This window comes from Sphingobium sp. C100 (assembly GCF_000508185.1).
GTDB lineage: Bacteria > Pseudomonadota > Alphaproteobacteria > Sphingomonadales > Sphingomonadaceae > Sphingobium.
On the sequence record NZ_AYOY01000195.1, the window covers coordinates 1 to 22785 of the forward strand.

The window sequence follows — 22785 nt, forward strand, 5'->3', positions numbered from 1 at the left end:
GTCGGTGAATTGCACCGCCAGCCGATAGGCGACGTTCGCGCCCTTTTGCGGCGGCGCCTGCCGGCCAAAACCGCCAAAGCCCCCACCTGCCGCTGCCCCGGCCCCTGCACGACGCCCCGCGCCGCCGAACAATCCTTCGAAAATGTCCCCGAAATCCGCGCCGCCTTCGCCAAATTCGAAATGCGCGGACTGGCCGCCAGGACCGCCGCCGCGAAAGCCGCCATTACCCGCCCCGCCAAAGCCAAACGGCGCGGTCGGATTGCCATCGGCGTCAATCTCCCCCCGGTCGAACCGGGCGCGCTTGTCCTTGTCCGACAGCAGGTCATAGGCATTGGTCGCGGCCGAAAATTTCTCCGCCGCCTTCGGATTATCCTTGTTCCGGTCGGGATGCAGTTCCTTGGCCAGCTTGCGATAGGCGGACTTGATCTCCGCCTCGCTGGCGCTGCGGGCTACGCCCAGGGTGGTATAGGGATCGGCCATTCACTCTACCTGTTGCACAAAAGCATCACTCGCCGACTATGTGGACGATAGCTGCCCGACATTCAAGACAGCGCGGCCCGCCGGCAATATCGGATCAGTCCGTATCGACAGTTGCCCGGGTTGGTCATAAGGACAAGCCCATGACCGATCCTTTCGCCCTTTTCGACGATTGGTACGCGCAGGCGCGCGAAACCGAGATCAATGACAGCAACGCCATGGCCCTGGCCACCGCCGACACCCAGGGGCGTCCGTCGGTGCGGATGGTGTTGTTGAAGGGCCATGGGCCGGACGGGTTTATCTTTTACACCAATTTCGAAGGGCGCAAGGCCGGCGAGCTGCTGAAAAATCCCCACGCCGCGCTGCTGTTCCACTGGAAATCGCTGCGTCGCCAGATCCGAATCGAAGGCACCGTCGGCCCGGTCGACGACAGCATCGCCGACGCCTATTTCGCCAGCCGCAGCCGCGACAGCCAGCTGGGCGCCTGGGCGTCGGACCAGTCGCGGCCGCTGCCGTCGCGCACGGTCTTCATGGATCGCTATGAAGCGGTGCGCGCCCGTTTCGAGGACGGCCCGGTGCCGCGTCCACCGCACTGGTCGGGCTTTCGCGTGACGCCCGAGCGGATCGAATTCTGGCAGGATCGCGAGCATCGGCTGCATGAGCGGCGGCTGTTCGAAGCGACCGCCACGGGCTGGCGCGAGACCATGCTCTATCCGTGACATTTACCGTTAGCGCCGGGATGGACCGAAAAACCGGGGGCGGAAAGACGGTCCTGCTTCGTCTTCCTTCATGCGACTGGATGCGCGCAATTGCGGGTGGGCCATGCGCCTGTTAGGTGTCGCCTGACAGATGTAAAAATAAGGCAGGGGCGCGTCCGCGGGCGGCCTTAGAGGATATTGATGCGAAACAAACTGACGGCGTTCATCCTCATCGGCATGGTTTTGGGGGTGCTGACCGGGTTCGTGGCCAATCTCTGGGTCGGTGGCGACGAGACGCTGGCGAAGGATGTGGCGGGCTATTTCCACCTGCTCGCCGACATCTTCCTCCACCTCATCAAGATGATTATCGCGCCGCTGGTTTTTTCGACGCTGGTCGCGGGCATCGCCCATATGGGCGACAGCGCCGCGCTGGGCCGGATCGGCGGGCGCGCGCTCGCCTGGTTCATCATCGCCAGCCTGATTTCGCTGACCCTGGGCCTGATCTTCGTCAATTTCTTCGCGCCGGGCGACGGCCTCAATCTGGTCCGGTCGGGCGGGGAGTCGGGCGTCAATACCGAAGCGCTCAATTTCCGCGACTTCATCCTCCATGTCTTCCCGACGTCGATGATCGGGGCGATGGCGGAAAATTCGATCCTCCAGATCGTCGTCTTCTCGCTATTCGTGGGTGTGGCGCTCACCGCCATCGGTGACAAGGGCAAGCCCATCGTCACCGTGATCGAAGCCATGGTCGAACTGATGCTGCAGGTGACGGGCTATGTGATGCGGGTGGCGCCGCTTGCGGTGTTCGGCGCGCTCGCCTCATCCATCACGGTGCAGGGATTGGGCGTACTCCAAACCTATGGCGAGTTGGTCGGTGAATTCTACATCGCCATCTTCTGCCTTTGGATATTGCTGTTCCTCGCCGGATCGCTGTTCCTGGGCAAGCGGATGATCAAGCTCGTGCGCTATGTGCGCGAACCGATCCTGATCGCCTTCTCCACCGCCTCGTCCGAAGCCGCCTATCCCAAGATGCTGGAACAGCTCGACCGGTTCGGCGTGCCGCGTCGGATCTACAGCTTCGTTCTGCCGCTCGGCTACAGCTTCAACCTCGACGGGTCGATGATGTATGCGACCTTCGCCACCATCTTCATCGCCCAGGCCTATGGCATCGACCTGCCGATCGCGACCCAGATCACCATCCTGCTTGTGCTGATGGTGACGAGCAAGGGCATCGCCGCCGTGCCGCGCGCCTCGCTCGTCGTCGTCGCGGCGACGCTGGGTCAGTTCGACCTGCCGGTCGAGGGCGTCGCCTTCATCCTGGCGGTCGATCATTTCATGGACATGGGCCGCACGGCGACCAATGTGCTGGGCAATGCGATCGCCACGTCCGTTATCACCAAATGGGAGGGGATGCTGGAGGTCGAGGAGCCGGAATATGTGGCCCATCCCAAGGCGCCGACCCATACGCCATCCCATGGCCGGGCGGGACTGGAACTGGCGCCCGACATGATCGAGGAAGAGCGCAAGGCCTGAAGGCTGTCGTTCGGATTACTCTACCACAACACGCCCCGGACCGGCTGGTGCGGTTCGGGCGCAATGTCGCCAATCGATTGCAGCAAATCGATTTCGATCGTCCGGCACATCGCCGTCATCGGCACGTCATGGACCGTGTCGGCGAAGGGATCGGTCAGATCGTCGCCGATGCGCAGCACCGCCAGGAACATGAGGCCCGCGACCGTCGAACCCAGCGGCGTCGCGAGGCCCAGGGTTTCGACCAGGCCTATGGGCAGCGTCACACAGAAAATATGCGTGAAGATGGTCGGCAGGAACCGGTACTGGACCGGCAGCGGCGTGTTCTTGAGCCGCTCCATCCCGCCCTGCGCATTAGCGATGTCGATCAGCACAGCCTCCATCTGCGCCTGCTGGATCGTGTCGATCATGGCGTCGCGCCGCGCCATGTCGATCCGCCGCCCGGTGCTGTCGAGCAGGCCGTTGGCCGGATTGGCGCGGGCCAGCGCCTTGCCCTTGTCCTGCTCTTCCAGAAATTGCGTCACATCCTCGCCGATCGGCTGGCGGCGCAACTGGCAGCGTAGTGCGTTCACATAGGCGATCTGGCGCCTGACGATCTCCCGCTTCAGATCGTGCGCCTGCGGATCAGGCAGGAAGTTGCGCGCCGCACGGGACAGGCTGCGCGAGGCGTTGATCATCGCGCCCCACAGCACGCGTCCCTCCCACCAGCGCTGATAGGCGCTGTTCGACCGAAAACCCAGGAACAGCGCCAGCGCCGAACCGAAGATGGTGAGCGGCAATTCGGGCGCCCGGAACGGCAGCAAATAATAAGTGATCGTGACCACGCAGTCCCAGACGAACAGGATAGTGAGCGGTTTCCACACTTCCGCGGCTATCCGGCGCAGGCTGGGAACGGGTTCGACGATCATGCGGGTCTCCATCGGATCGACCGGCGCAACGCGCGCAGGATGGGAAATGCTCCCTTGATGCCGTATCGAAACGAAATATCCTAGGTCAACGCAACCGGCCTGCCGATGGCTCGTTGATCATAGATTGCGCGGGGAGAAGCCTTCATGACCAGCGACCCGACCATCAGCGTGGCCGAAGCCAGCCGCAAGAAGGCGGCGCGCTCGCTCCAATGGCAGATGCTGGCCGGCTTTCTGATCGGCCTGCTGTTGGGCCTTGCGACCTATATGGGTGCACGGGATGCCGCCTGGGTCGATATCGTCACCCGCTACGTCACCGGGCCGATCGGGCAGATTTTCCTGCGGCTGCTGTTCATGCTGGTCATCCCGCTGCTGGTGTCGGCGCTGATCGTGGGCATTGCGGAAATGGGCGAGTTGCGATCGCTGCGGCGCGTGGGCGGGCGGACGCTCATCTACACGCTGGTCGTGTCCAGCATCGCGGTCGCGCTCAGCCTGCTGCTCGTCAACCTGCTGCGGCCGGGGGCCGGGGTGGACCCACTCCAGGCGCAGGCGATGCTGGCCGACGCTGGTCAGGGGGCGAAAGCCATCCTCGCCCGAGGCGCGGAAACACCCAGCGGCATGGATGCGCTGCTTCGCATCATCCCCGACAATGTGATCGGCGCGATGGCGAACAACGACATATTGGCGGTGATGGTTTTCGCCCTTTTCTTCGGCATCGGGCTGGTGCTGGTGCAGACGGAGCAATCGCGCATCCTGCTGACCGCGATGGAGGGCCTGTTCGAGGTGACGATGCGCCTGATCGGCCTGGTCATCCGGCTGGCGCCAATCGCCATCGCCTGTTTCATGTTCAATCTGGCCGCGCAATTTGGCTGGGATCTGCTGGTGCGTCTGTCCGCCTATGTCGGCGTTGTGTTGCTGGCGCTGGGAATCCAGATGTTCGGCGTCTTTTCCCTGCTGATCGCACTGCTCGCCCGGCGCTCTCCACTGCGCTTCTTCGCCGCGGTGCAGGAGGCGACGGTGATGGCTTTCGCCACGGCATCCTCCAACGCCACCCTGCCCACCGCCATTCGCGTGGCGGAGGATAATCTGCGCCTGCCGCGCCGTATCTCCCGTTTCGTCCTGACCATCGGCGCGACCGCCAACCAGAATGGCACCGCCATGTTCGAGGGCATCACCGTGCTCTTTCTGGCGCAATTTTTCGGCGTCGACCTCAGCCTGACACAACAGGTCATGGTGATGCTGGTCTGCATTTTGGGCGGCGTCGGCACGGCTGGCGTTCCCGCCGGTTCACTGCCCGTGGTGGCGATGATCCTGGGCATGGTCGGCATTCCACCGGCCGGCATCGGCCTGGTGCTGGGGGTCGATCGTTTCCTCGACATGTGCCGCACCGCGCTCAACGTCACCGGCGACCTGGTCGCGGCGACGGTGATCGCGGCCGGGGAAAAGGAGGATCAGGACGAGACGGTCAACGCAGCTTAGCGATCGACAGCCCGTCCTGCTTGGCTCGGACTTTCACCGATTCCTCGCTCCGGGTCAGCGCCTTGGCGATGGCTTTCAGGGCCATGCCCTTCTTCGCCAGCGTATGCAGCTTCTGGATCTCGTCCGGGGTCCAGGGCTGCTTGTGGCGCTCGAAACGATCTCCAGCCATCGCCCTCAATCCGCGAAGGGATCGCGGACGAGGATCGTGTCGTCGCGTTCCGGGCTGGTGGACACGAGCGTGACCGGGCAACCGATCAGTTCCTCGATCCGGCGGATATATTTGATCGCCTGTGCCGGCAGTTCCGCCCAGCTGCGCGCGCCGGCGGTGGTTTCACTCCAGCCGCCGATCGTCTCGTAAATCGGTTCGGCCTTTGCCTGGTCCTGCGCATGGGCGGGCAGATAGTCGAACCTCTGGTCGCCGATCTTGTAGCCGACACAGATTTGCAGTTCCTCAAACCCGTCCAGCACGTCAAGCTTGGTGAGCGCAATGCCGGTGACGCCCGACACGGCGACCGACTGACGCACCAGCACCGCGTCGAACCAGCCGCAGCGGCGCTTGCGCCCCGTGACCGTGCCGAATTCATGGCCCCGCTCGCCCAGCCGCTGGCCGACGTCATCCTCCAGTTCGGTCGGAAAGGGGCCGGAGCCAACGCGGGTGGTGTAGGCTTTCACGATGGCCAGCACGAAGCCCGCGCCATTGGGGCCAAGGCCGGTGCCGCTCGCCGCCGTGCCCGCCACCGTGTTGGACGAGGTGACGAAGGGATAGGTGCCATGATCGATGTCGAGCAGGGTGCCCTGCGCGCCTTCGAACAGGATGCGCTTGCCTTCCGCCTTCGCCTTGTTGAGCGTCAGCCACACCGGCTTGACGAAGGGCAGGATGAAGTCGGCGACCTCAGTCAGGTCGGCCATCAGCGCGGCGCGATCAATCGGCTTTTCGTTGAAGCCAGCCCGCAAAGCGTCATGATGGGCGGTCAAACGGTCGATCTGAAGATCGAGATCGTCGAGATGGGCGAGGTCGCACACGCGGATGGCGCGGCGGCCGACCTTGTCCTCATAGGCCGGGCCGATGCCGCGACGGGTGGTGCCGATCTTGCCGGCGCCGCTCGCATCTTCGCGCAGGCCGTCAAGGTCGCGGTGGAAGGGCAGGATCAGCGGGCAGGTTTCGGCGATCTGGAGGTTGTCGGGCGTGATTTCGACGCCCTGCCCCTTGAGCTTGGCGACCTCATCGCGGAAGTGCCAGGGGTCCAGCACCACGCCATTGCCGATGACGCTCAATGTGCCGCGCACGATGCCCGAGGGGAGCAACGAGAGCTTGTAGACCTTCTCGCCCACCACCAGCGTATGGCCGGCATTATGCCCGCCCTGGAAGCGGGCGACGACGTCCGCGCGTTCCGACAGCCAGTCGACGATCTTGCCTTTGCCTTCGTCGCCCCATTGAGCGCCGATCACGGTCACATTTGCCACAGATACAGTCCTCCGCCCGCCGCGCGGACCGGCCATGCCCTTCGACGGGACTCGGCATGCCGGTGGGATCAAGTTGGACGCGCAAACGCCCGGTGCGGGGCGCGCGTTACCTCCCCAAAGCTGGCGCGTCAAGGCACGCCCCTTACACTTTGATACAGTGGAACGGCTTTACGCCGGGCCGCTTTTACAGCGATCATGCATCGGAGTGCGATCGAAATGGTGACATGATGCGCGAACGATTTTCCCTGTTTCTCGTCCTGTTCCTGCTGGCGGCTGGGGCGGCCGACGCCCAGAGCCCGCATGAACGACGGGGCGCGCGCATTGCAGAGGAACAAGCAACGATGCCGGGTGGGCAGACCATGGCCTATGGCAAGGCTCCCTTGCAGACTCTCGATTTCTGGGCCGGTCGGGGGGCTAAGGTGCCGCTCGTCATCTTTGTCCATGGCGGCGGCTGGAAACGGGGCAGCAAGGATAATGCGACCGGTCAGTTCAAGGCGCCGCATTATACCGGCCTGGGCTATGCCTTCGCCTCGATCAACTATCGCCTCGTGCCCGACGCCACCGTCGAGCAACAGGCGCAGGATGTCGCGGATGCGATCGCTTTTCTGCGCGGAAAAGCGCCCGCGCTACACATTGATCCCGACCGGATCATAGTGATGGGCCATAGCGCGGGCGCTCATCTGGCTGCGCTGGTCGGCACCGATATGCGCTATTTCGGTAGGGCCGGTCTGAAGCCCGACGCGGTGAGGGGCATCATCCCGCTCGACGGCGCCGCTTATGATGTCGCCGCGCAAATGAAAGAGGCCGGCCGGTTCATGGCTGGCACCTATGAACAGGCGTTCGGCACCGATCCGGCGCGGCAGAAGGCTCTGTCGCCGACATTGCATGCGGCTCAACCCAATGCGCCCGCCTTTCTCATCCTGCATGTCGATCGAGCCGACGGCACGGCGCAGGCCAATGCCCTGGCCGCCGCGTTGAAGGCGGCCAGAACGCCGGTCGAGGTCCATGCCCTCGACGGGCGCGGCCTGCGCGGACATATGCAGATTAATCGGCATATGGGCGATCCCGATTATTCGGGGACGATCATAGTGGACGCCTGGTTGGGCAAGCTGTTCGGCTAACCCTTGCCCTGCTCTCCATAAGCGCGCGGTTCCGCGCCATCCAGCCAATGCGAGCAACGCTGCGCCGCGCCATCCTCCCGTGCGGACAAGGCGGCGACGGTGTGCCAGCCGTCCGCGCGCAATTCTGCTGCACGCGCCGGGTTATGGCCAAGCGGCAGGAACAGACGACGGGGGCTTTCGCCGCCGAAACCCGCGTCGATCAGCGGATCGGGATAGAGCGAAAAGCCCATCGCGGGTTCGTCGGCTCCATCGGCACGGGCGATGGCATAGCTGCCGCCCCGGCCGATTTCGCCGACAAAACCCTCGGCGAAAATCGAGAATCCGAACCAGTTCTGAAATTCGAAGCCGTGGCGTTCGGTCGGATCGAGCGTCAGGGTGATGTCCCAGCCGATCGGCTTTGCGATGGCGCGCAGGCCCGCGATCCGGCTGTCAATCGCGCCGCCAAGCTGGGCACTGAACGCCTCCAGCCGCGCCATGGCCGCGTGGAAGGGACCGGTTGCCTCGATCAGCGGCAGATAAGCGGCGGCGGCCGGGCTGATCGCCGCCAGTCCGCCCGCATCCTTCGCATCCAGTTCGGTGCGAACCGCCTCCACCTCATGGGGCGGCAGCGGCAAGGCATCGGCGGCCAGCGCGTCGATCAGGTCGGGCAGGGTGAAGTCGATGGTGATGCCAGTCACGCCGGCCGCCGCCAGCGCCTCGATCGCGACGTTGACGATCTCGACCGCGGCGGCGACGCTGTCGCTGCCGATCAGTTCGGCCCCGACCTGCATCTTTTCACGCTCGGGACGAAGCTGGTTCGCTTGCAGGCGGATCACCGGCCCGGCATAGGACAGGCGCAGCGGGCGCGGGGCCGCGCCTAGACGGGTGGCGGCGATGCGCCCGACCTGCGCCGTCATGTCGGGGCGGAAAGCCAGATTGCGCTGCGACACCGGGTCGACGGCGCGGACCAGATCCTGCGCGCGCATCGATTTGAGGCGCTGGGTCAGCGTATCTTCAAATTCTGCGAGCGGCGGCATGACCCGTTCATAGCCATGGGTCGCCACCGTATCGAGCACGCGCCGCGCCAGCCGCGCGGAGGCTTCGGCCTGCGGCGGCAGGCGGTCGGACAGGCCCTCCGGGAGGAGGCTTGGCGGGATCATGATCATGGAACAGGCCCTTTAATGTAATTTCGGGGTTAGGCCATCCCCATCGGCCGTTCGGTTCGAGCTTGTCGAGAACCAGGTCTCGACGACGCTTCCCGACAGGTTCGAAGCTGCTCGAACCGAACGGTCAGTGTTTGGGATAGTTAAGCGAAGCGCAGCAGCTTCACCTGCTTCACGCCGGTCAAGTTGCAGATTTCCCAGCGCAGCGGTTCGGTGACGGTGCCATCGACCGACAGCAGCAGCACGGCTTCACCGCCCTGGTCGCGACGGCCAAGGTGGAAGGTGCCGATATTGACTTGCGCCTCGCCCAGCGTCGAACCCAGGCGACCGATGAAGCCGGGCGCGTCCTGGTTGACGATATAGAGCATGGTGCCGTCGAGATCGGCCTCGACCTTGATGCCGAACAGTTCGACCAGGCGTGGCTGGGCGTGACCGAACAGGGTGCCGGCGACCGATTTGTCGCCATTGGCCGTGGTGACGGTCACGCGGACCAGCGTCTGATAGTCGCCTTCGCGGTCATGGCGGACTTCACGGACATCGAGACCGCGTTCCTTCGCCAGGAAGGGCGCGTTGACCATATTCACCGTGTCCGAATAGACGCGCATCAGGCCGGCAAGCACGGCGGCCGTGATCGGCTTCTGATTGAGTTCGGCGGCATGGCCCTCCACCTCGACCGCAACGCCGGTGATCGCGTCGCCCTCGAGCTGGCCGACCAGGCTGCCCAGCTTTTCAGCGATCGCCATATAGGGCTTGAGCTTGGGCGCTTCCTCGGCGGAGAGCGAAGGCACGTTGAGCGCATTGGTGATGCCGCCGTCGAGCAGATAGTCGCTGAGCTGTTCGGCGACCTGGAGCGCGACATTGACCTGCGCCTCATCGGTCGAAGCGCCCAGGTGCGGGGTGCAGATGAAGTTCGGCGTGCCGAACAAGGGCGAATCCTTCGCCGGTTCGGTCGCGAACACGTCCAGCGCGGCGCCCGCAACATGGCCCGAATCCAGCGCGTCCTTGAGCGCCGCTTCATCGATCAGTCCGCCACGTGCGCAGTTGATGATGCGCACGCCCTTCTTGGTCTTGGCGAGGTTTTCCTTCGACAGGATATTGCGGGTCTGGTCGGTCAGCGGCGTGTGCAGCGTGATGAAGTCCGCCTTCGCCAGCAGCGTGTCCAGATCAGCCTTTTCCACGCCCATTTCGACGGCGCGTTCGGGGGTCAGGAAGGGATCGAAAGCCACAACCTTCATCTTGAGGCCGAGCGCGCGGGTCGCGACGATCGAGCCGATATTGCCCGCCCCGATCAGGCCCAGCGTCTTGCCGGTGACTTCCACGCCCATGAAGCCATTTTTCGGCCAAAGCCCCTGCTGGGTCTGGGCGTTCGCCTCAGGCAGCTGGCGCGCGAGCGCGAACATCAGCGCGATGGCATGTTCGGCGGTGGTGATCGAATTGCCGAACGGCGTGTTCATGACGATCACGCCCTTGGCCGATGCAGCCGGAATATCGACATTGTCGACGCCGATACCGGCGCGGCCGATGACCTTCAAATTGGTCGCGGCGTCGAGGATGTCCTTGGTGACCTTGGTCGAGCTGCGGATGGCGAGGCCGTCATAGTCGCCGATGATGGCGATCAGTTCTTCGGGGGTCTTGCCGGTGATAACGTCGACGTCGACACCGCGCTCCTTGAAGATCGCAGCGGCGCGGGGGTCCATCTTGTCGGAAATAAGAACCTTGGGCATGACGAATTGCCTTTCTGTGCAATTCGTCATCCTGACGAAAGTCAGGATCTCGGGCGGCTAGGGTCTGCCTAGAGGCCCGAGATCCCAGCTTTCGCTGGGATGACGGGATAGTTGGGATGGTTTGGTTCAGGCGGCCTTGGTCTGGGCATAGGCCCAGTCGAGCCAGGGACCGAGCGCTTCGATGTCGGCGGTCTCGACCGTCGCGCCGCACCAGATGCGCAGGCCCGCCGGGGCATCGCGATAACCAGCGATGTCATAGGCGGCGCCTTCCTTTTCCAGGAGGGCGGCGAAGGCCTTGATGAAGGCTTCGTCCGCGCCCTCGACGGTCAGGCAGACGCTGGTGGTCGAGCGCGATGCGGGATCGACGGCGAGATGGCCAAGCCATTCGCGTTCGTCAACAATTTTGCCCAGCGCCGCGGCATTGGCGTCGCTGCGCGCGATCAGGCCGTTGAGGCCGCCCAGCGACTTGCCCCACTCCAGCGCGAAGATCGCATCTTCGACGGCCAGCATCGAGGGCGTGTTGATGGTTTCGCCCTTGAACACGCCTTCGGCCAGCTTGCCCTTCGCCATCAGGCGGAAAACCTTGGGCAGGGGCCAGGCAGGAGTGTGATTTTCGAGGCGTTCGACCGCGCGGGGGCCAAGAATCAGGACGCCATGGCCGCCCTCGCCGCCCAGCACCTTCTGCCAGGAGAAGGTGGCGACGTCGATCTTGGTCCAGTCGATCTCATAGGCGAAAACCGCGCTGGTGGCATCGGCGAAGGTCAGGCCTTCGCGGTCGGCCGCTATCCAGTCGGCGTTCGGCACGCGCACGCCCGAAGTGGTGCCGTTCCAGGTGAACAGCACGTCGTTCGAAAAGTCCACGGCGCCAAGGTCGGGCAGTTGGCCATAATCGGCGCGGATGACCGTGGGGTCGAGCTTCAACTGCTTGGCGGCGTCCGTCACCCAGCCTTCGCCGAAGCTTTCCCAGGCGAGCGTGGTGACGGGGCGGGCGCCCAGCATGGTCCACATCGCCATTTCAAAGGCGCCGGTGTCGGAACCGGGCACGATGCCGATACGGTGGGTGTCGGGCAGGTTCAGCAACTCGCGCATCAGGTCGATGCAATAAGCGAGGCGGGTCTTGCCGATCTTGGCGCGGTGCGAGCGACCAAGCGAGTCCGTGCTCAGTTTGTCGGCGCTCCAGCCCGGAGGCTTGGCGCAGGGGCCGGACGAAAAATAGGGGCGGGCCGGACGGGTAGCGGGCTTTTCAGCAGGCGCAATGGTGGCGTCAACGGCAGTCAGATCAGTCATGTAATGCGTCTCCTTGCAGAGAGCACGCGCGGCGTTGGGACCGCGTGGCCCGCCGGCCCCCCTAAAGATCGCCGCGAAAGAGTCAAGCCGAATGTCGCAATACGACGAGCCGAGTGGCCGGTTAACTTTCGTAAAGGATTGCGATGGTAAATACCTGATTCATGGAAAAGTGGGCGATGGGCAATCTGCGCGGCGCGGCCACGGCCGGGCTTCTGGCAGGCATGATGGCACTGGCGGGATGCGGCGGCGACCTGGTGCCGCGTGGAAAGGTGGCGCGCGCGTCGAAACCCGTTCGCGCGCCATCGCAACCGGCCCTGGAAACGCGGCAATGTTTCGCAAGGCTGCAATCCCAATCCGTTGCCTTCACCCCCCTGCCCGACCGGAATTTCGGCGGAGGATGCAGCGCGATCGGCAGCGTTAAGCTGCTCGACATCGGGGTTCCGGCGACTGGCCTGGGCGCGATGACGTGCAACCTCGCCGCCAATTTCGCCGCCTGGGCGCGCTATGGCGTGCAGCCGGCCGCGCGCTTGATCCTGGGCGCGGAGATCGAGAAGATCGAGACGTTCGGCACCTATAATTGCCGGCCGATCGCAGGCAGCGGCAAGCTGAGCGAACATGCGCACAGCAACGCCATCGACGTATCCGCCTTCGTCCTGTCCGACGGGCGCCGCATCACAGTGCAGCAGGGCTGGCATGGCGACCAGCAGACGCGCCAGTTTCTGAGCCTGATCCACGCCAGCGCATGCAAGCGTTTCAATACGGTGCTCAGCCCGGATTATAACGCCGCGCATCATGACCATTTTCATTTCGACATGGGCGGGCGGGGCGGCTTCTGCCGCTAAGGCGGCGGGGCGCTTTTTGCCATTCGCCGGCCCCATGGCGCGCTTTTGCGCCAAAGCGGTCTTGGCATTGTCATCCTCGATGCCTAATTGGCCTTGATGACAAGAAAAGAAATTGAAGAACGTAAATTCCGTCCGGCCCGTGAAGAGGCGGACGAAGCCGCCAAGCAGACCGGCACCCCGCAGACGCAGAGCGCGGCCTATCGCTTGGCCTTCCAGGACGCGGAATTCCTGCTGCGCGAGGATCTGCGTCCGGTCCGTTTCCAGCTGGAACTGTTGAAGCCCCAGCTGCTGATGGACGAGGCGCGAATCGAATCGACCTTCGTCTTCTACGGTTCGGCGCGCATTCCAGAGCCTGACCAGGTCCAGGCGCGGATCGAGGCCGCGACCACGCCCGAACAGCAGCGGATCGCCGAGAAACTGGGCGCCAAGGCCCGTTACTATGAGGAAGCGCGCAAGCTGGCGCGCATAGCGGCGCAATATCCGGTGAATGAGGCGGGATGCCGCCATTTTGTCGTCTGCTCAGGCGGCGGCCCGTCGATCATGGAAGCGGCCAATCGCGGCGCGCAGGATGTCGGCCAGACGACGATCGGCATGAATATCGTCCTGCCGCATGAGCAGGCGCCCAATCGTTTCGTCACGCCGGAGCTGAGCTTCCAGTTCCACTATTTCGCGCTGCGCAAGATGCATTTCCTGCTGCGCGCCCGAGCGCTGGCGGTCTTTCCCGGCGGGTTCGGCACGTTCGACGAGATGTTCGAACTGCTGACGCTGATCCAGACCGGCAAGATGAAGCCTATCCCCATCCTGCTATACGGCAGGGATTTCTGGAACCGCGTGGTCGATTTCGAGGCGCTGGCGGACGAAGGCGTGATCGGGCACAAGGATCTGGACCTGCTTACCTGGGTCGAGACCGCCGAAGAAGGCTGGGCCGCGGTGCAGGCTTTCTACGAGGATAGCGACGCGCCCGTCTGCGGCTGATCGCGCCACGGCGTCGGCGTGGTTGAGGCGAGCGAAGGTTGCGCTTGTCCCCGCAGCGGATTAGGGCGCGGCCCATGCGCGCGGATGTGACCCATGTCGACACCTGGATCTTCGATCTGGACAATACCCTCTACCCGGCGAAGGCGGACCTGTTCGCCCTGATCGACGTGAAAATGGGCGAGTTCATCCAGGGCCTGCTGGGCTGCGACCCGGTGATCGCGCGGCAGACGCAGAAGCGCTATTTCCTGGAGCATGGCACCACCTTGTCGGGCCTGATGCATCATCATGGCATCGAACCGCGCGAATTTCTCGACTATGTCCATGATATCTCGATGGACCGGCTGGAAATCGACAATGAACTGAACAAGCTGATCGCCGCGCTGCCGGGCCGCCGGTTGATCTTCACAAATGGCGACGCCGCCTATGCCAGGCGGGTGCTGGATCGGCTGGGGCTGGCCCATGCGTTCGAACTGATCCACGACATCCACGCCTGCGAATATATCCCCAAGCCCGATCCCAAGGGCTATGCGGACCTGTGCAACGTCCATGGGGTCGATCCGACCCGCGCCGCCTTTTTCGAGGATATGGCCCGCAACCTGCGCCCCGCCAAGGCGATCGGCATGACCACCATCTGGGTCAACAACGGATCGGAAGCGGGCAATCATGACCATCATCCCGATTTCATCGACTTTGAAACCGACCATCTGACGCCATTTCTGGCCGACATCATTGGGGAAGCAGCATGAGCCAAGACCTGATCACCACAATCGACGCCGCCTGGGAGGATCGGGCCAACGTCAATCTTCAGACCCAGGGCGATGTCCGCCAGGCAGTCGACAAGGCGCTGGCGCTGCTGGACAAGGGCGAACTGCGCGTTGCGGAACCGACGAGCGATGGCTGGCAGGTCAACCAGTGGGCAAAGAAGGCGGTGCTGCTGTCCTTCCGCCTCAACGACAATGTCATGATCGACAATGGTCCGGGCGCGGGCCATTGGTGGGACAAGGTGCCGAGCAAGTTTGCCGGCTGGGACGAAGTCGCCTTCCGCGCGGCAGGCTTCCGCGCGGTGCCGGGCAGCTTCGCCCGCGCGGGTGCGCACATTGCCAAGAATGTCATCCTGATGCCGAGCTTCGTCAATATCGGCGCGTTCGTCGATGAAGGCACGATGGTCGATACCTGGGTGACGGTGGGCAGTTGCGCGCAGATCGGCAAGAATGTCCATCTTTCGGGCGGCGTCGGCATCGGCGGCGTGCTGGAGCCGCTCCAGGCCGACCCGGTCATCATCGAGGACGACTGCTTCATCGGCGCCCGTTCCGAAGTCGTGGAAGGCGTACGCATCGGCAAGGGGTCTGTGCTGTCGATGGGCGTCTTCATCGGCATGTCGACCAAGATCGTCGATCGCACCACCGGCGAAGTCTTCATCGGCGAAGTGCCGCCCTATTCGGTCGTGGTTCCCGGCAGCCTGCCCGGCAAGCCGTTGCCCGACGGCACGCCCGGTCCCAGCCTCTATTGCGCCGTGATCGTCAAGCGCGTCGATGCGCAGACCCGCTCCAAGACCGGGATCAACGAACTGCTGCGCGACTGATCCTTTTCATAAGGTCAAATTACCGTCGTGGCGGCGCTTTGTTGCGCCGTCACGGCCGATCATGACCGCTTTGTTGCAAGCCTTTCCTCCACTGACGCACGCTGAAATCCGCCCGCGATAATCGGGCTGCATCCTTCATGGCACTTTCGCATCCATGGAGGACAATATGGGACGCCCCTGGTTCGTCCACAGCGAGGCCGCGTCGCTCACGCAGCGCCCACCGCAACGGCTTTGCTTCTTCTTCAACGCCCAGATGCATCAGCTCTTCCACGCCCTGCCGGTGGCGATCGAGCTGTCGCGTGATCCCGGTTTCGCGGTCGATGTCATGGCCGCGACGAACGACCATCTGGCCCTTGCCCGCGACATCGCCGCCGCGCGCAGCGCCGGGCCGATCCGCTTCCTGCGCTGCGGCGGAGGCTGGATCGATGCGCTCACGCGCGTCATCGGTGCCTCGATCCCGCCAAAGCTGGCCGTGCTGCTGGCCGCCCGTCGCCAACTGGCAGGCTATGACGCCATCGTCGTGCCGGAGCGCACATCATTGCTGCTCAAACGCCTCGGCCTGGCGCGCGCGCGCTTCATCCATACCTGCCACGGCGCGGGCGACCGGGCGGTCGGTTATGACCGGCGGATCGCGCGGTTCGACTTCGTGCTGCTGGCCGGCGAAAAGCAAAGACGGCGCATGTTGGCGGAAGGGCTGATCCGAGAGGGCCATTATGCGATCGCCGGCTACAGCAAATTCGACCTCACCCAGCATCACGGCAAACCGCAGCGGCTGTTTCCCGAAAACCGGCCGATCATACTCTATAATCCCCATTTTTCGGCCAAATTGTCATCATGGCCCGCCATGGGGGAAAAGATTATTCGCCAATTCGCACGGGATGATCGGTTCAACCTGATCGTCGCGCCCCATATCCGCCTGTTCGGCAATCGTGCACGCCGGGAAGCGATGGAACGACGGCTGGCCGATCTTGCGCGGCTGCCCCATATCCATATCGACCTCGGCAGCCCCGCCAGCATCGACATGCGCTATGTCCATATGGCCTCGCTCTATCTGGGCGACGTCAGCAGCCAGGTCTACGAATATCTCGCCCGGCCCCGCCCCTGCCTGTTTGTCAACGCCCACCGCGCCAACTGGCAGGAGGACCGCAGCTACGGCCATTGGCATTATGGACCCGTACTGGAGAGCGCGCAGGGCATCGTCGATGCGGCGGCGAGCGCGATCGCGACGCACGCCGCCTATGAGGCCGCCCAGCGCCAAGGTGTGGCCCACACGTTCGACCAAGGCAGCGAACGCGCCGGTGTGCGCGCGGCGCGGGCGCTCGCCGCCTATCTCTCCGCCGACCGCCAGTCCGATACCGCGGCACCGAAAAATCTGTCCCATCTGGAGCTTGCCCGTGGCTGAGCCGCTTTCGCATATCTGGCTGGTCGCCCGCGTCTACGAACCGGATGAAGGCGGCGTGCAGACCTATGCCCGGGAAGTCGGCCGCGCTTATGCCGCGCAAGGCCGCCGCGTCACCATTTTCGCCAAAAGCTCGGCCGGGCCGCGCCGCGTGCAGGACGGCCTCATCGAGTTGATCGATGTCGGCGTCGCGTCGATGCTGACGGTCTATTGGCGCCTGTTCCGGGCCATGTTCGCCGCGTGGGGCGGCGGGCATCGGCCAAGCCTCATTCACGCCTGCACCTGGCGTGCGGCGCTGCCCGCGCTGTTGTTTCCGCGACCGCTGGTCGTCACCGTTCATGGCCGTGAGGTCGGGCGGCCACGCGGCCTCGCCTTCCTGCTGCTTCGGTTGACGCTTGGCCGGGCGCAGCGCATCGTCGCGGTGAGCGAAGTGACGCGCGGCCTGCTGCTCGACCGGATAACAACGCTCGACGATCGCACCGTCACGGCGTGGAACGGCGTGGTGATGCCCGCCGAGCGCGCCCCCACCCCCTTCGCCCGACGCGAAGGCGGCGCGCAATTGCTGAGCGTATGCCGGCTGGTCGCGCGCAAGAATATGAGCGCGGCGGTGCGTGCCGTCGCCGGCACCGCACAAGCGCGCGCGCGACTGCGCTACAGCATCGTCGGGCGCGGCGTCGATTCCGTCCGCGTGCGCGAGACGATCCGTCATTGCGGTCTTGCGGGCATCGTGACGATGGCAGGCTATGTATCGGCGGAGGAACTGGCCGCATCCTACCGGAATGCTGATATTTTCCTCCATCCCCAGATCGCGCTGGAGGACGGCGCGGAGATCGAGGGATTCGGCCTGTCGGTCGCCGACGCCATGGCGCAGGGCATGGTGTGCATCGTCGGCCGCGACGGGGGGCCATCGGAACTGGTGCGCGATGGGGTGACCGGCTTCGTGGTGGATGGCCGATCGATCGATGCGATCCGCACGGCACTGGACCTGCTGGTGAGCGACCCCGCGCTCTGCCTTCGCGTCGGCGAGCGGGCCAGGGCCTGGGCGGCGAGCAATCTGTCCTGGGACCGGCATGTCCGTTTCTGCCTGGGTGAGGGCGACCATGCGGGCTTGCCCGGCGCCGCGCTGGCACAGGCCGCTTGATGGGCGCGATCGTTCATATCGGCTATCACAAGACCGGCACGACCTGGTTTCAGGACAGTTTCTATCCACGCGTCCGCAATCGCCGCTACCTGCCCCGCGTCACCGCCCGCGCCGCCTTCCTGGCTTCAGGCGCGCTGCATTTCGATCCTGCGGAGGCGCGTCGAACGCTGGGCGACGCGGCGGACGACATCATCCTGTGCGAGGAGAATCTGAGCGGGGGACTGCATAATGGCGGCCTTGCCGGCAATTTGTCCAAGGATGTGGCGGATCGGATCGCGCGAACGCTGCCCGATGCAGAGATCGTGATTTTCGTGCGTGACCCGCTGTCGGCCGTCGTATCGGCCTGGCTGCAATATGTGAAGGGCGGCGGCACTTTCGGCCTGCGCCGCTATCTGTTCGGGCGTGAGCGGCTGAGCCCTGTGGCGCCCGAGCGCGACGAGCCGCCGGGCTTTTGCCTCGGCCATTTCGGTTACATCCGGCTGATCGCCCACTATGATGCGCTGTTCGGCCCCGAACGGGTCCATGTCTTTCGCTACGAGCATTTTCGCGCCGATCCACGCGGCTTTGCGGCCGCCTATGCCGCGCGTCTGGGGCTGGACATCGACCTGGCGCAAATCGACTGGCGCGCGCGCAATGCTTCGCTCAGCCGGCCGCTGCTGCGGATGGCGCGGGCCATGAACCTGTTCACCCGCCGGGCCGTGGCCGACAAGAGCTGGCTGATCCACATTCCCGGCTGGTATCGCCTTAGCCGCCGCCTGCTGCGGCGAGCCAACGCATCGGGCTGGTTTGGACGGCCGTTGACGACCGATGACCTGATCGACTCGGTGCTCCGCCATCGGCTGCGCGCTTATTATGCCCCGGATGAAGCCATGCTGGCCGTCCGGCTGCGCTGGCAGGATGAAGCGGACCGATCAGGGACGGTTTTGCGCTGGCGGCAGCGTCATGGCGACGATGATCGCTCTCCACAGACGCCTGCTCATTGTCGATGACGACGCCGCGCTGACGGCCCGGTTGGCCGATCAGTTTTCCGCTTATGGCTATGCCGCGGACGGCGCGGCGACGCCCGCCGAAATGCGCATCATGCTGACGCGCCGCGACTATGCGCTGGTCGTCCTCGACCCGTTGGTGCAGCCATCCGACGCCGCAGGACTGCTGCGGGAACTGATCGGTGATCACCGCCTGCCGGTCATTCTCCATTCGACCGCCTGTCAGGAGGCGGAGCGGATCGCCGCCCTGGAATTTGGCGTCGAGGATTGTCTGCGCAAGCCCGCCCACCCGCGCGAGTTGCTCGCGCGCATCCGCGCCGCGCTGCGCGGCCGGGTGCAGGAGCGCCAGTCCGCATCGCCGACGATCCGCTTTGCGGGGTGGCGCGTCGACCTGGAGACCGGACAGCTTTTCGATGACGCCGGTCGGTCGGTGCCGCTGTCGGAGGGTGAATTCCAGCTGCTGCGCGTGTTCGTCGAACATCCGCGCCAGGTGCTGGATCGCAGCCATTTGCTGGACCAGGTCTATGGCGATGCGAGCGAGCATTTCGACCGCTCGATCGACGTGCAGCTATGCCGGCTGCGGCGCAAACTGTCGGCCGGCGGCCTGAAAGGCCCCGTCATCCGCACGATCCGCAACGAAGGCTATATGTTCGTCCACGCCGTGACGAACTGAGCCGTCATTCCAGCGCCAGCAGCGCGAAGGTGGCGAGCCAATGTTCGCCCATATAGTCGCCCGCCACATGGGGCAGGCTGGCATCGAGATGCACGCCCGCCGCCTGTCGCGCCAGCAGGCTGACGGGATCGGCCGGCCCCAGCGCAGCGGCAATCCCGCGCCAGCACCAGGCGCGGCTGAGGTTCAGCCCGTCGAGATGCGCGATCTTGCCGTCGCTGCGGTCCGACACGATCGCCGGCGTGAACAAGGTTGCGGGTTCGCCCTGCGCCAGACGGGGCAGAAACTGGTGGAACCAGGCGGAAAAAGCGGGTTGGTCGAGCAACCGGCTCATCAGCAGCGCTTCGCACAAGGCCGGGGACAGGAATTCATCGCCTCCCGGCTCCCACGCCTGGCAGGCACGATCCTGACCGAACCAGCTTAGCGCCCTTTCCTCGATAAGGGCCGCCAGCGCAGGATCGCGATCCTGCGCCCAGTCATGCGCATGGATCAGCGCGAAAGCGATGTTGAAATGCGTGCCGACGCGGAGCGGATAAGTGAGCTTGGGCAGAAAGTCATGGAAGCGCGCGGCGAAGGCGGCGGCCAGCGGCGCGATCGCCGCGGCCCAGGGCGCATCATGCCGCGCCAGTTCGCTGTGCAGTGCGAGCAGCCAGGCCCAGCCATAGGGCCGTTCGAACCCGGCGCTCATCGGCCGGTCGAGATAGGCGCATTCGCCCGCGATCCTTTCCGGGGTCAGCATCATGTCCGCCCGCTGCCGGATCGCGGCCGCCTCCGCCATCGCGGGGTAGAGTCGCATCAGCCGCATCACCTGCCACCAGCCATGGACGCAGCTATGCCAGTCGAAACTGCCGTGGAAGATCGGATGATGCTCGGATGGCGCCCGCGCGTCTTCCGGCCCGTTCAGCACCAGATCCATCTTGAAGGGATATTCGCGCCCGAGATGAGACAGGGTGAGCGCGGCGAAGCGGCTGGCGATGTCTTGGCTCAGGAGCGTCATGGGAAAGCCAGCCAATAGATGAGAAGGATGTTGACGATGAGCAGCGGGATGGCGGTGCCGACCTGCCGCTTGATGACGCCATGCTTGTCTTTCAGCTCCAGCAGGGCGGCGGGGACGAGATTGAAGTTTGCCGCCATCGGCGTCATCAGCGTCCCGCAGAAACCGGCCAGCATCCCGATCGCGCAGACGATCGCCGGGTCGCCATGATAGGTGCGGATCAGCAACGGCAGGCCGATCGCGGCGGTCATCACTGGAAACGCGGCGAAGGCATTGCCCATGACCATGGTGAAGAGCGCCATGCCCAGGCCATAGGCGATGACAGCGCCGAAGAGGCTGCCCTGCGGAATGGCCATGCTGACGATCTGGCCCACGACGTCACCGACCCCCGCCAGCGCGAACACCGCGCCCAGGCTGGCGAGCATCTGCGGCAGGATAGCCGCCCAGCCGGCCGAGTCCATCAGGCGCCGGCCCTGTTGCAATGGCTCGACCGGCGCGGCGCGCAGCCACAGGCACCCGACGGCAGAGGCAATCAGGACGCCAAGCGCAAGCGCGATCAGCGTCGCCTGCTTCCCATCGAACCAGGCAGGCGCCTGCTTGAAAAGGAATGTGCCCGCCAACGCCGTCGCCGGAATGATGAGCGCGATAACGAACAGGCGGTTGCCCAGGCGCGCCGCGCGCTCCTGCCGCACCGCGTCGGGCACTGGCCCCTGGCCCCGGCCCATGCCACCCAGCCCCGCCAGCGCCACGAGGCCCAGCAGCAGCACGCCATTGCCCAGGTCGCCCAGCGCATCGCCCGCCCACATGCTGAGCGACAGCAGCGCCCAGAAGGCCGCCGTCGTCCAGCGCCGCGGATTGGTGCGATCACGCGCGCCAAGTAGAGCGAAGGCCGCGAAAACCGCGCCCGCGAGCGCATAGACCCAATGCAGCGTGATCATGGTGCGCCCTTCCCGCCACGGCGTTTCAGCCGCCGGTCGAGGCGCCACAGCCGAAAGCCATGGATCAGGAAGGCGGCGATCGCGGTCGGGATCGCCCAGACAGAAAGCTGGAGGGGCTCCAGGCTGATGCCATATTGCTCAAGCAGTCCCTTGATGAGCAGGATCGACCCGATGGCGAGGAAAATATCCTCGCCAAAGAAGAGGCCGATATTGTCGGTCGCCGCCGCCCAGGCCTTCACCTCGTCGCGCCCGTCATCGTCCAGACCGCCGGCCTGCGCCTCGGCCGCCGCCTCGGCGATGGGGGCCACCAGCGGGCGCACTGTCTGGGCATGGCCCGCCACCGATGTCAGACCCACCGCCGCCAGGCCCTGTCGCAGCAGCATATAGCCCGCCAGGAACTGCCCCACCGTCGCGCCGCGCATCTTCGCGATCAGCCCCCGTGCCCGTTCCTGCAAGCCATAGGCTTCCAGCAGGCCGACGACCGGCAGCACGATCCAGATGATGCTGACATAGCGCGCTTCGTTGAAGGCCTTGCCGAACGCGGCGAGGATCGTCAGTGGGTCGAGACCGGCGGCAAGGCCGGTGACGATTGCCGAAGCGAGGATGACGAGCAACGGATGGAAGCGCAGCAGAAATCCGGCGACGATGACGGCAATGCCCAGCAACACCCACATGCGCTTGTCCTACTGCCCCGGCCGATAGCGGCGCTCGACATGGCCCGCCAGTTCGTCGGGATAGAAATAGACCGGGCGCAGCTTGCCCTGCGCGTAGAGTTGCGACTGGTCGTTGAAATGGGGGGAAGCAGGGTCGCCGCTTTCGCCGCCTACGCTGACCGCTTTGGCACGAACCCGGTCGCCAAATTCGACCGCCGCGATGAAGCTGTTGCCGCTGGTGCCATACCATTTGCGCGTGCCCGGATAGGCGCGCGCGCCGAAAGAGGCGAGCGAACCCCAGCGCGCCGAACTGAACGGCACGGGAATGCTGGGCGCCTGATCGTCGAACGTCTGGGTAATGGCGCCGGTCAGCCGTTGCAGCCGGTTAATGGTCCCCCAAGGCGTCTTCCAGCGCCCGAAATCCTGTTCCAGTCGCGTGACGACAGCGGCCAGCAGCCGCAATTTCACCTCGGCGGGGGCCAGGGTCATGCGATCATAGAGGGTGCGCGGCGTCCCTTGCGTTTCGGCAAGCGTCCATTGCCGCAAATCCTCCGCCCACAGGCAGGCGATGCTGTTGGGCACGGAATCAAGGCCCCAGCGATAGTCCCAGCCGCGCAAAGCATGGATCGGGCCGGCCAGTGCGTCCTTGCGTGCGTCGCCCGCCGGCAACCCGTCCCATGCGGCGATCAGGGCAGGGAGCAGCCGGGTGAAGGCGGGTTGATAGCTGTCGAATGCGGCGGCGGTGAGCGTATCAAGCGTATAGTCGCGGCCCGCCGCC

23 protein-coding genes are annotated in these 22785 nt (G+C 64.9%); 12 read left to right on the forward strand and 11 right to left on the reverse strand.

Annotated elements, in window-relative coordinates; genetic code table 11:
* A partial coding sequence (locus C100_RS44680; RefSeq protein ID WP_024021675.1) for a DnaJ domain-containing protein occupies positions 1–480 on the reverse strand: 480 nt, incomplete at its 3' end.
* A 140-nt stretch (positions 481–620) separates the two neighbouring features.
* Here C100_RS44680 and pdxH point away from each other — a divergent pair.
* Positions 621–1196 carry a pyridoxamine 5'-phosphate oxidase gene (gene pdxH, locus C100_RS44685; protein ID WP_024021676.1) on the forward strand — a complete coding sequence of 192 codons (576 nt, stop codon included), beginning with the start codon at positions 621–623 and terminating at the stop codon, positions 1194–1196.
* Positions 1197–1376: 180 nt separating this feature from the next.
* The gene (locus C100_RS44690; protein ID WP_024021677.1) at positions 1377–2708 is read left to right on the forward strand and encodes a dicarboxylate/amino acid:cation symporter; all 1332 of its coding nucleotides are present in this window, start codon (positions 1377–1379) and stop codon (positions 2706–2708) included.
* A gap of 20 nt (positions 2709–2728) precedes the next feature.
* Here the strand turns inward: C100_RS44690 and C100_RS44695 are convergent, their stop codons facing one another.
* Positions 2729–3613, reverse strand: coding sequence for a bestrophin family protein (locus C100_RS44695; protein ID WP_031310217.1), 885 nt, complete (start codon positions 3611–3613; stop codon positions 2729–2731).
* Between the two features lie 144 nt (positions 3614–3757).
* Here C100_RS44695 and C100_RS44700 point away from each other — a divergent pair, with 144 nt between their 5' ends.
* Positions 3758–5089, forward strand: a complete 1332-nt coding sequence (locus C100_RS44700; RefSeq protein ID WP_024021679.1) for a dicarboxylate/amino acid:cation symporter — start codon at positions 3758–3760, stop codon at positions 5087–5089.
* On the opposite strand, the gene C100_RS44705 is transcribed toward C100_RS44700, so the two are convergent.
* Together C100_RS44705 and C100_RS44710 are read right to left on the reverse strand one after the other, a co-directional pair.
* The gene (locus C100_RS44705) at positions 5076–5258 is read right to left on the reverse strand and encodes a hypothetical protein (protein WP_024021680.1); all 183 of its coding nucleotides are present in this window, start codon (positions 5256–5258) and stop codon (positions 5076–5078) included. The genes C100_RS44700 and C100_RS44705 overlap by 14 nt on opposite strands.
* Positions 5259–5263: 5 nt before the next feature.
* On the reverse strand, positions 5264–6553 hold the full coding sequence (locus C100_RS44710) for an adenylosuccinate synthase (RefSeq protein ID WP_024021681.1): 1290 nt from the start codon (positions 6551–6553) through the stop codon (positions 5264–5266).
* 227 nt (positions 6554–6780) lie between these two features.
* On the opposite strand from C100_RS44710, the gene C100_RS44715 reads away from it, so the two are divergent.
* Entirely contained in the window at positions 6781–7674 is an 894-nt protein-coding gene (locus C100_RS44715; protein WP_084625512.1) for an alpha/beta hydrolase, read from the forward strand.
* Here C100_RS44715 and C100_RS44720 read toward each other — a convergent pair.
* The 3 genes from C100_RS44720 to C100_RS44730 form a co-directional block, all read right to left on the reverse strand.
* A complete protein-coding gene (locus C100_RS44720) occupies positions 7671–8819 on the reverse strand; it encodes an ATP phosphoribosyltransferase regulatory subunit (RefSeq protein ID WP_024021683.1) in 1149 nt (382 codons plus the stop codon). The two genes, C100_RS44715 and C100_RS44720, sit on opposite strands and share 4 nt — an antisense overlap.
* A 140-nt stretch (positions 8820–8959) precedes the next feature.
* Complete coding sequence (gene serA / locus C100_RS44725) at positions 8960–10540, reverse strand: phosphoglycerate dehydrogenase (RefSeq protein WP_024021684.1); 1581 nt, start codon at positions 10538–10540, stop codon at positions 8960–8962.
* Between the two features lie 126 nt (positions 10541–10666).
* Positions 10667–11827, reverse strand: coding sequence for a phosphoserine transaminase (locus C100_RS44730; protein ID WP_024021685.1), 1161 nt, complete (start codon positions 11825–11827; stop codon positions 10667–10669).
* Positions 11828–11988: 161 nt separating this feature from the next.
* Here C100_RS44730 and C100_RS44735 point away from each other — a divergent pair, with 161 nt between their 5' ends.
* The 8 genes from C100_RS44735 (at position 11989) to C100_RS0125380 (ending at position 19425) form a co-directional block, all read left to right on the forward strand.
* Entirely contained in the window at positions 11989–12669 is a 681-nt protein-coding gene (locus C100_RS44735) for an extensin family protein (RefSeq protein ID WP_024021686.1), read from the forward strand.
* A 96-nt stretch (positions 12670–12765) separates the two neighbouring features.
* Positions 12766–13644, forward strand: coding sequence for an LOG family protein (locus tag C100_RS44740; protein WP_024021687.1), 879 nt, complete (start codon positions 12766–12768; stop codon positions 13642–13644).
* A 74-nt stretch (positions 13645–13718) separates the two neighbouring features.
* Complete coding sequence (locus tag C100_RS44745) at positions 13719–14390, forward strand: pyrimidine 5'-nucleotidase (RefSeq protein ID WP_024021688.1); 672 nt, start codon at positions 13719–13721, stop codon at positions 14388–14390.
* Positions 14387–15226, forward strand: coding sequence for a 2,3,4,5-tetrahydropyridine-2,6-dicarboxylate N-succinyltransferase (gene dapD / locus C100_RS44750; protein WP_024021689.1), 840 nt, complete (start codon positions 14387–14389; stop codon positions 15224–15226). The genes C100_RS44745 and dapD overlap by 4 nt, the downstream gene beginning before the upstream one ends.
* 166 nt (positions 15227–15392) lie before the next feature.
* Entirely contained in the window at positions 15393–16628 is a 1236-nt protein-coding gene (locus C100_RS44755; RefSeq protein ID WP_052028387.1) for a hypothetical protein, read from the forward strand.
* Complete coding sequence (locus C100_RS44760; RefSeq protein ID WP_024021691.1) at positions 16621–17766, forward strand: glycosyltransferase family 4 protein; 1146 nt, start codon at positions 16621–16623, stop codon at positions 17764–17766. The genes C100_RS44755 and C100_RS44760 overlap by 8 nt, the downstream gene beginning before the upstream one ends.
* Positions 17766–18755, forward strand: coding sequence for a sulfotransferase (locus C100_RS44765; RefSeq protein ID WP_024021692.1), 990 nt, complete (start codon positions 17766–17768; stop codon positions 18753–18755). The genes C100_RS44760 and C100_RS44765 overlap by 1 nt, the downstream gene beginning before the upstream one ends.
* Complete coding sequence (locus C100_RS0125380) at positions 18709–19425, forward strand: winged helix-turn-helix domain-containing protein (protein ID WP_235219138.1); 717 nt, start codon at positions 18709–18711, stop codon at positions 19423–19425. Before C100_RS44765 ends, C100_RS0125380 begins: the two co-directional genes overlap by 47 nt.
* Positions 19426–19429: 4 nt before the next feature.
* Here the strand turns inward: C100_RS0125380 and C100_RS44770 are convergent, their stop codons facing one another.
* The 4 genes from C100_RS44770 to C100_RS44785 form a co-directional block, all read right to left on the reverse strand.
* The gene (locus tag C100_RS44770; protein WP_024021693.1) at positions 19430–20419 is read right to left on the reverse strand and encodes a DUF2891 domain-containing protein; all 990 of its coding nucleotides are present in this window, start codon (positions 20417–20419) and stop codon (positions 19430–19432) included.
* Positions 20416–21354 carry a DUF979 domain-containing protein gene (locus C100_RS44775; protein WP_031310223.1) on the reverse strand — a complete coding sequence of 313 codons (939 nt, stop codon included), beginning with the start codon at positions 21352–21354 and terminating at the stop codon, positions 20416–20418. Before C100_RS44775 ends, C100_RS44770 begins: the two co-directional genes overlap by 4 nt.
* On the reverse strand, positions 21351–22028 hold the full coding sequence (locus tag C100_RS44780; protein ID WP_024021695.1) for a DUF969 domain-containing protein: 678 nt from the start codon (positions 22026–22028) through the stop codon (positions 21351–21353). Before C100_RS44780 ends, C100_RS44775 begins: the two co-directional genes overlap by 4 nt.
* A gap of 9 nt (positions 22029–22037) precedes the next feature.
* On the reverse strand, positions 22038–22785 hold a 748-nt coding region (locus C100_RS44785), incomplete at its 5' end, for a penicillin acylase family protein (RefSeq protein ID WP_024021696.1).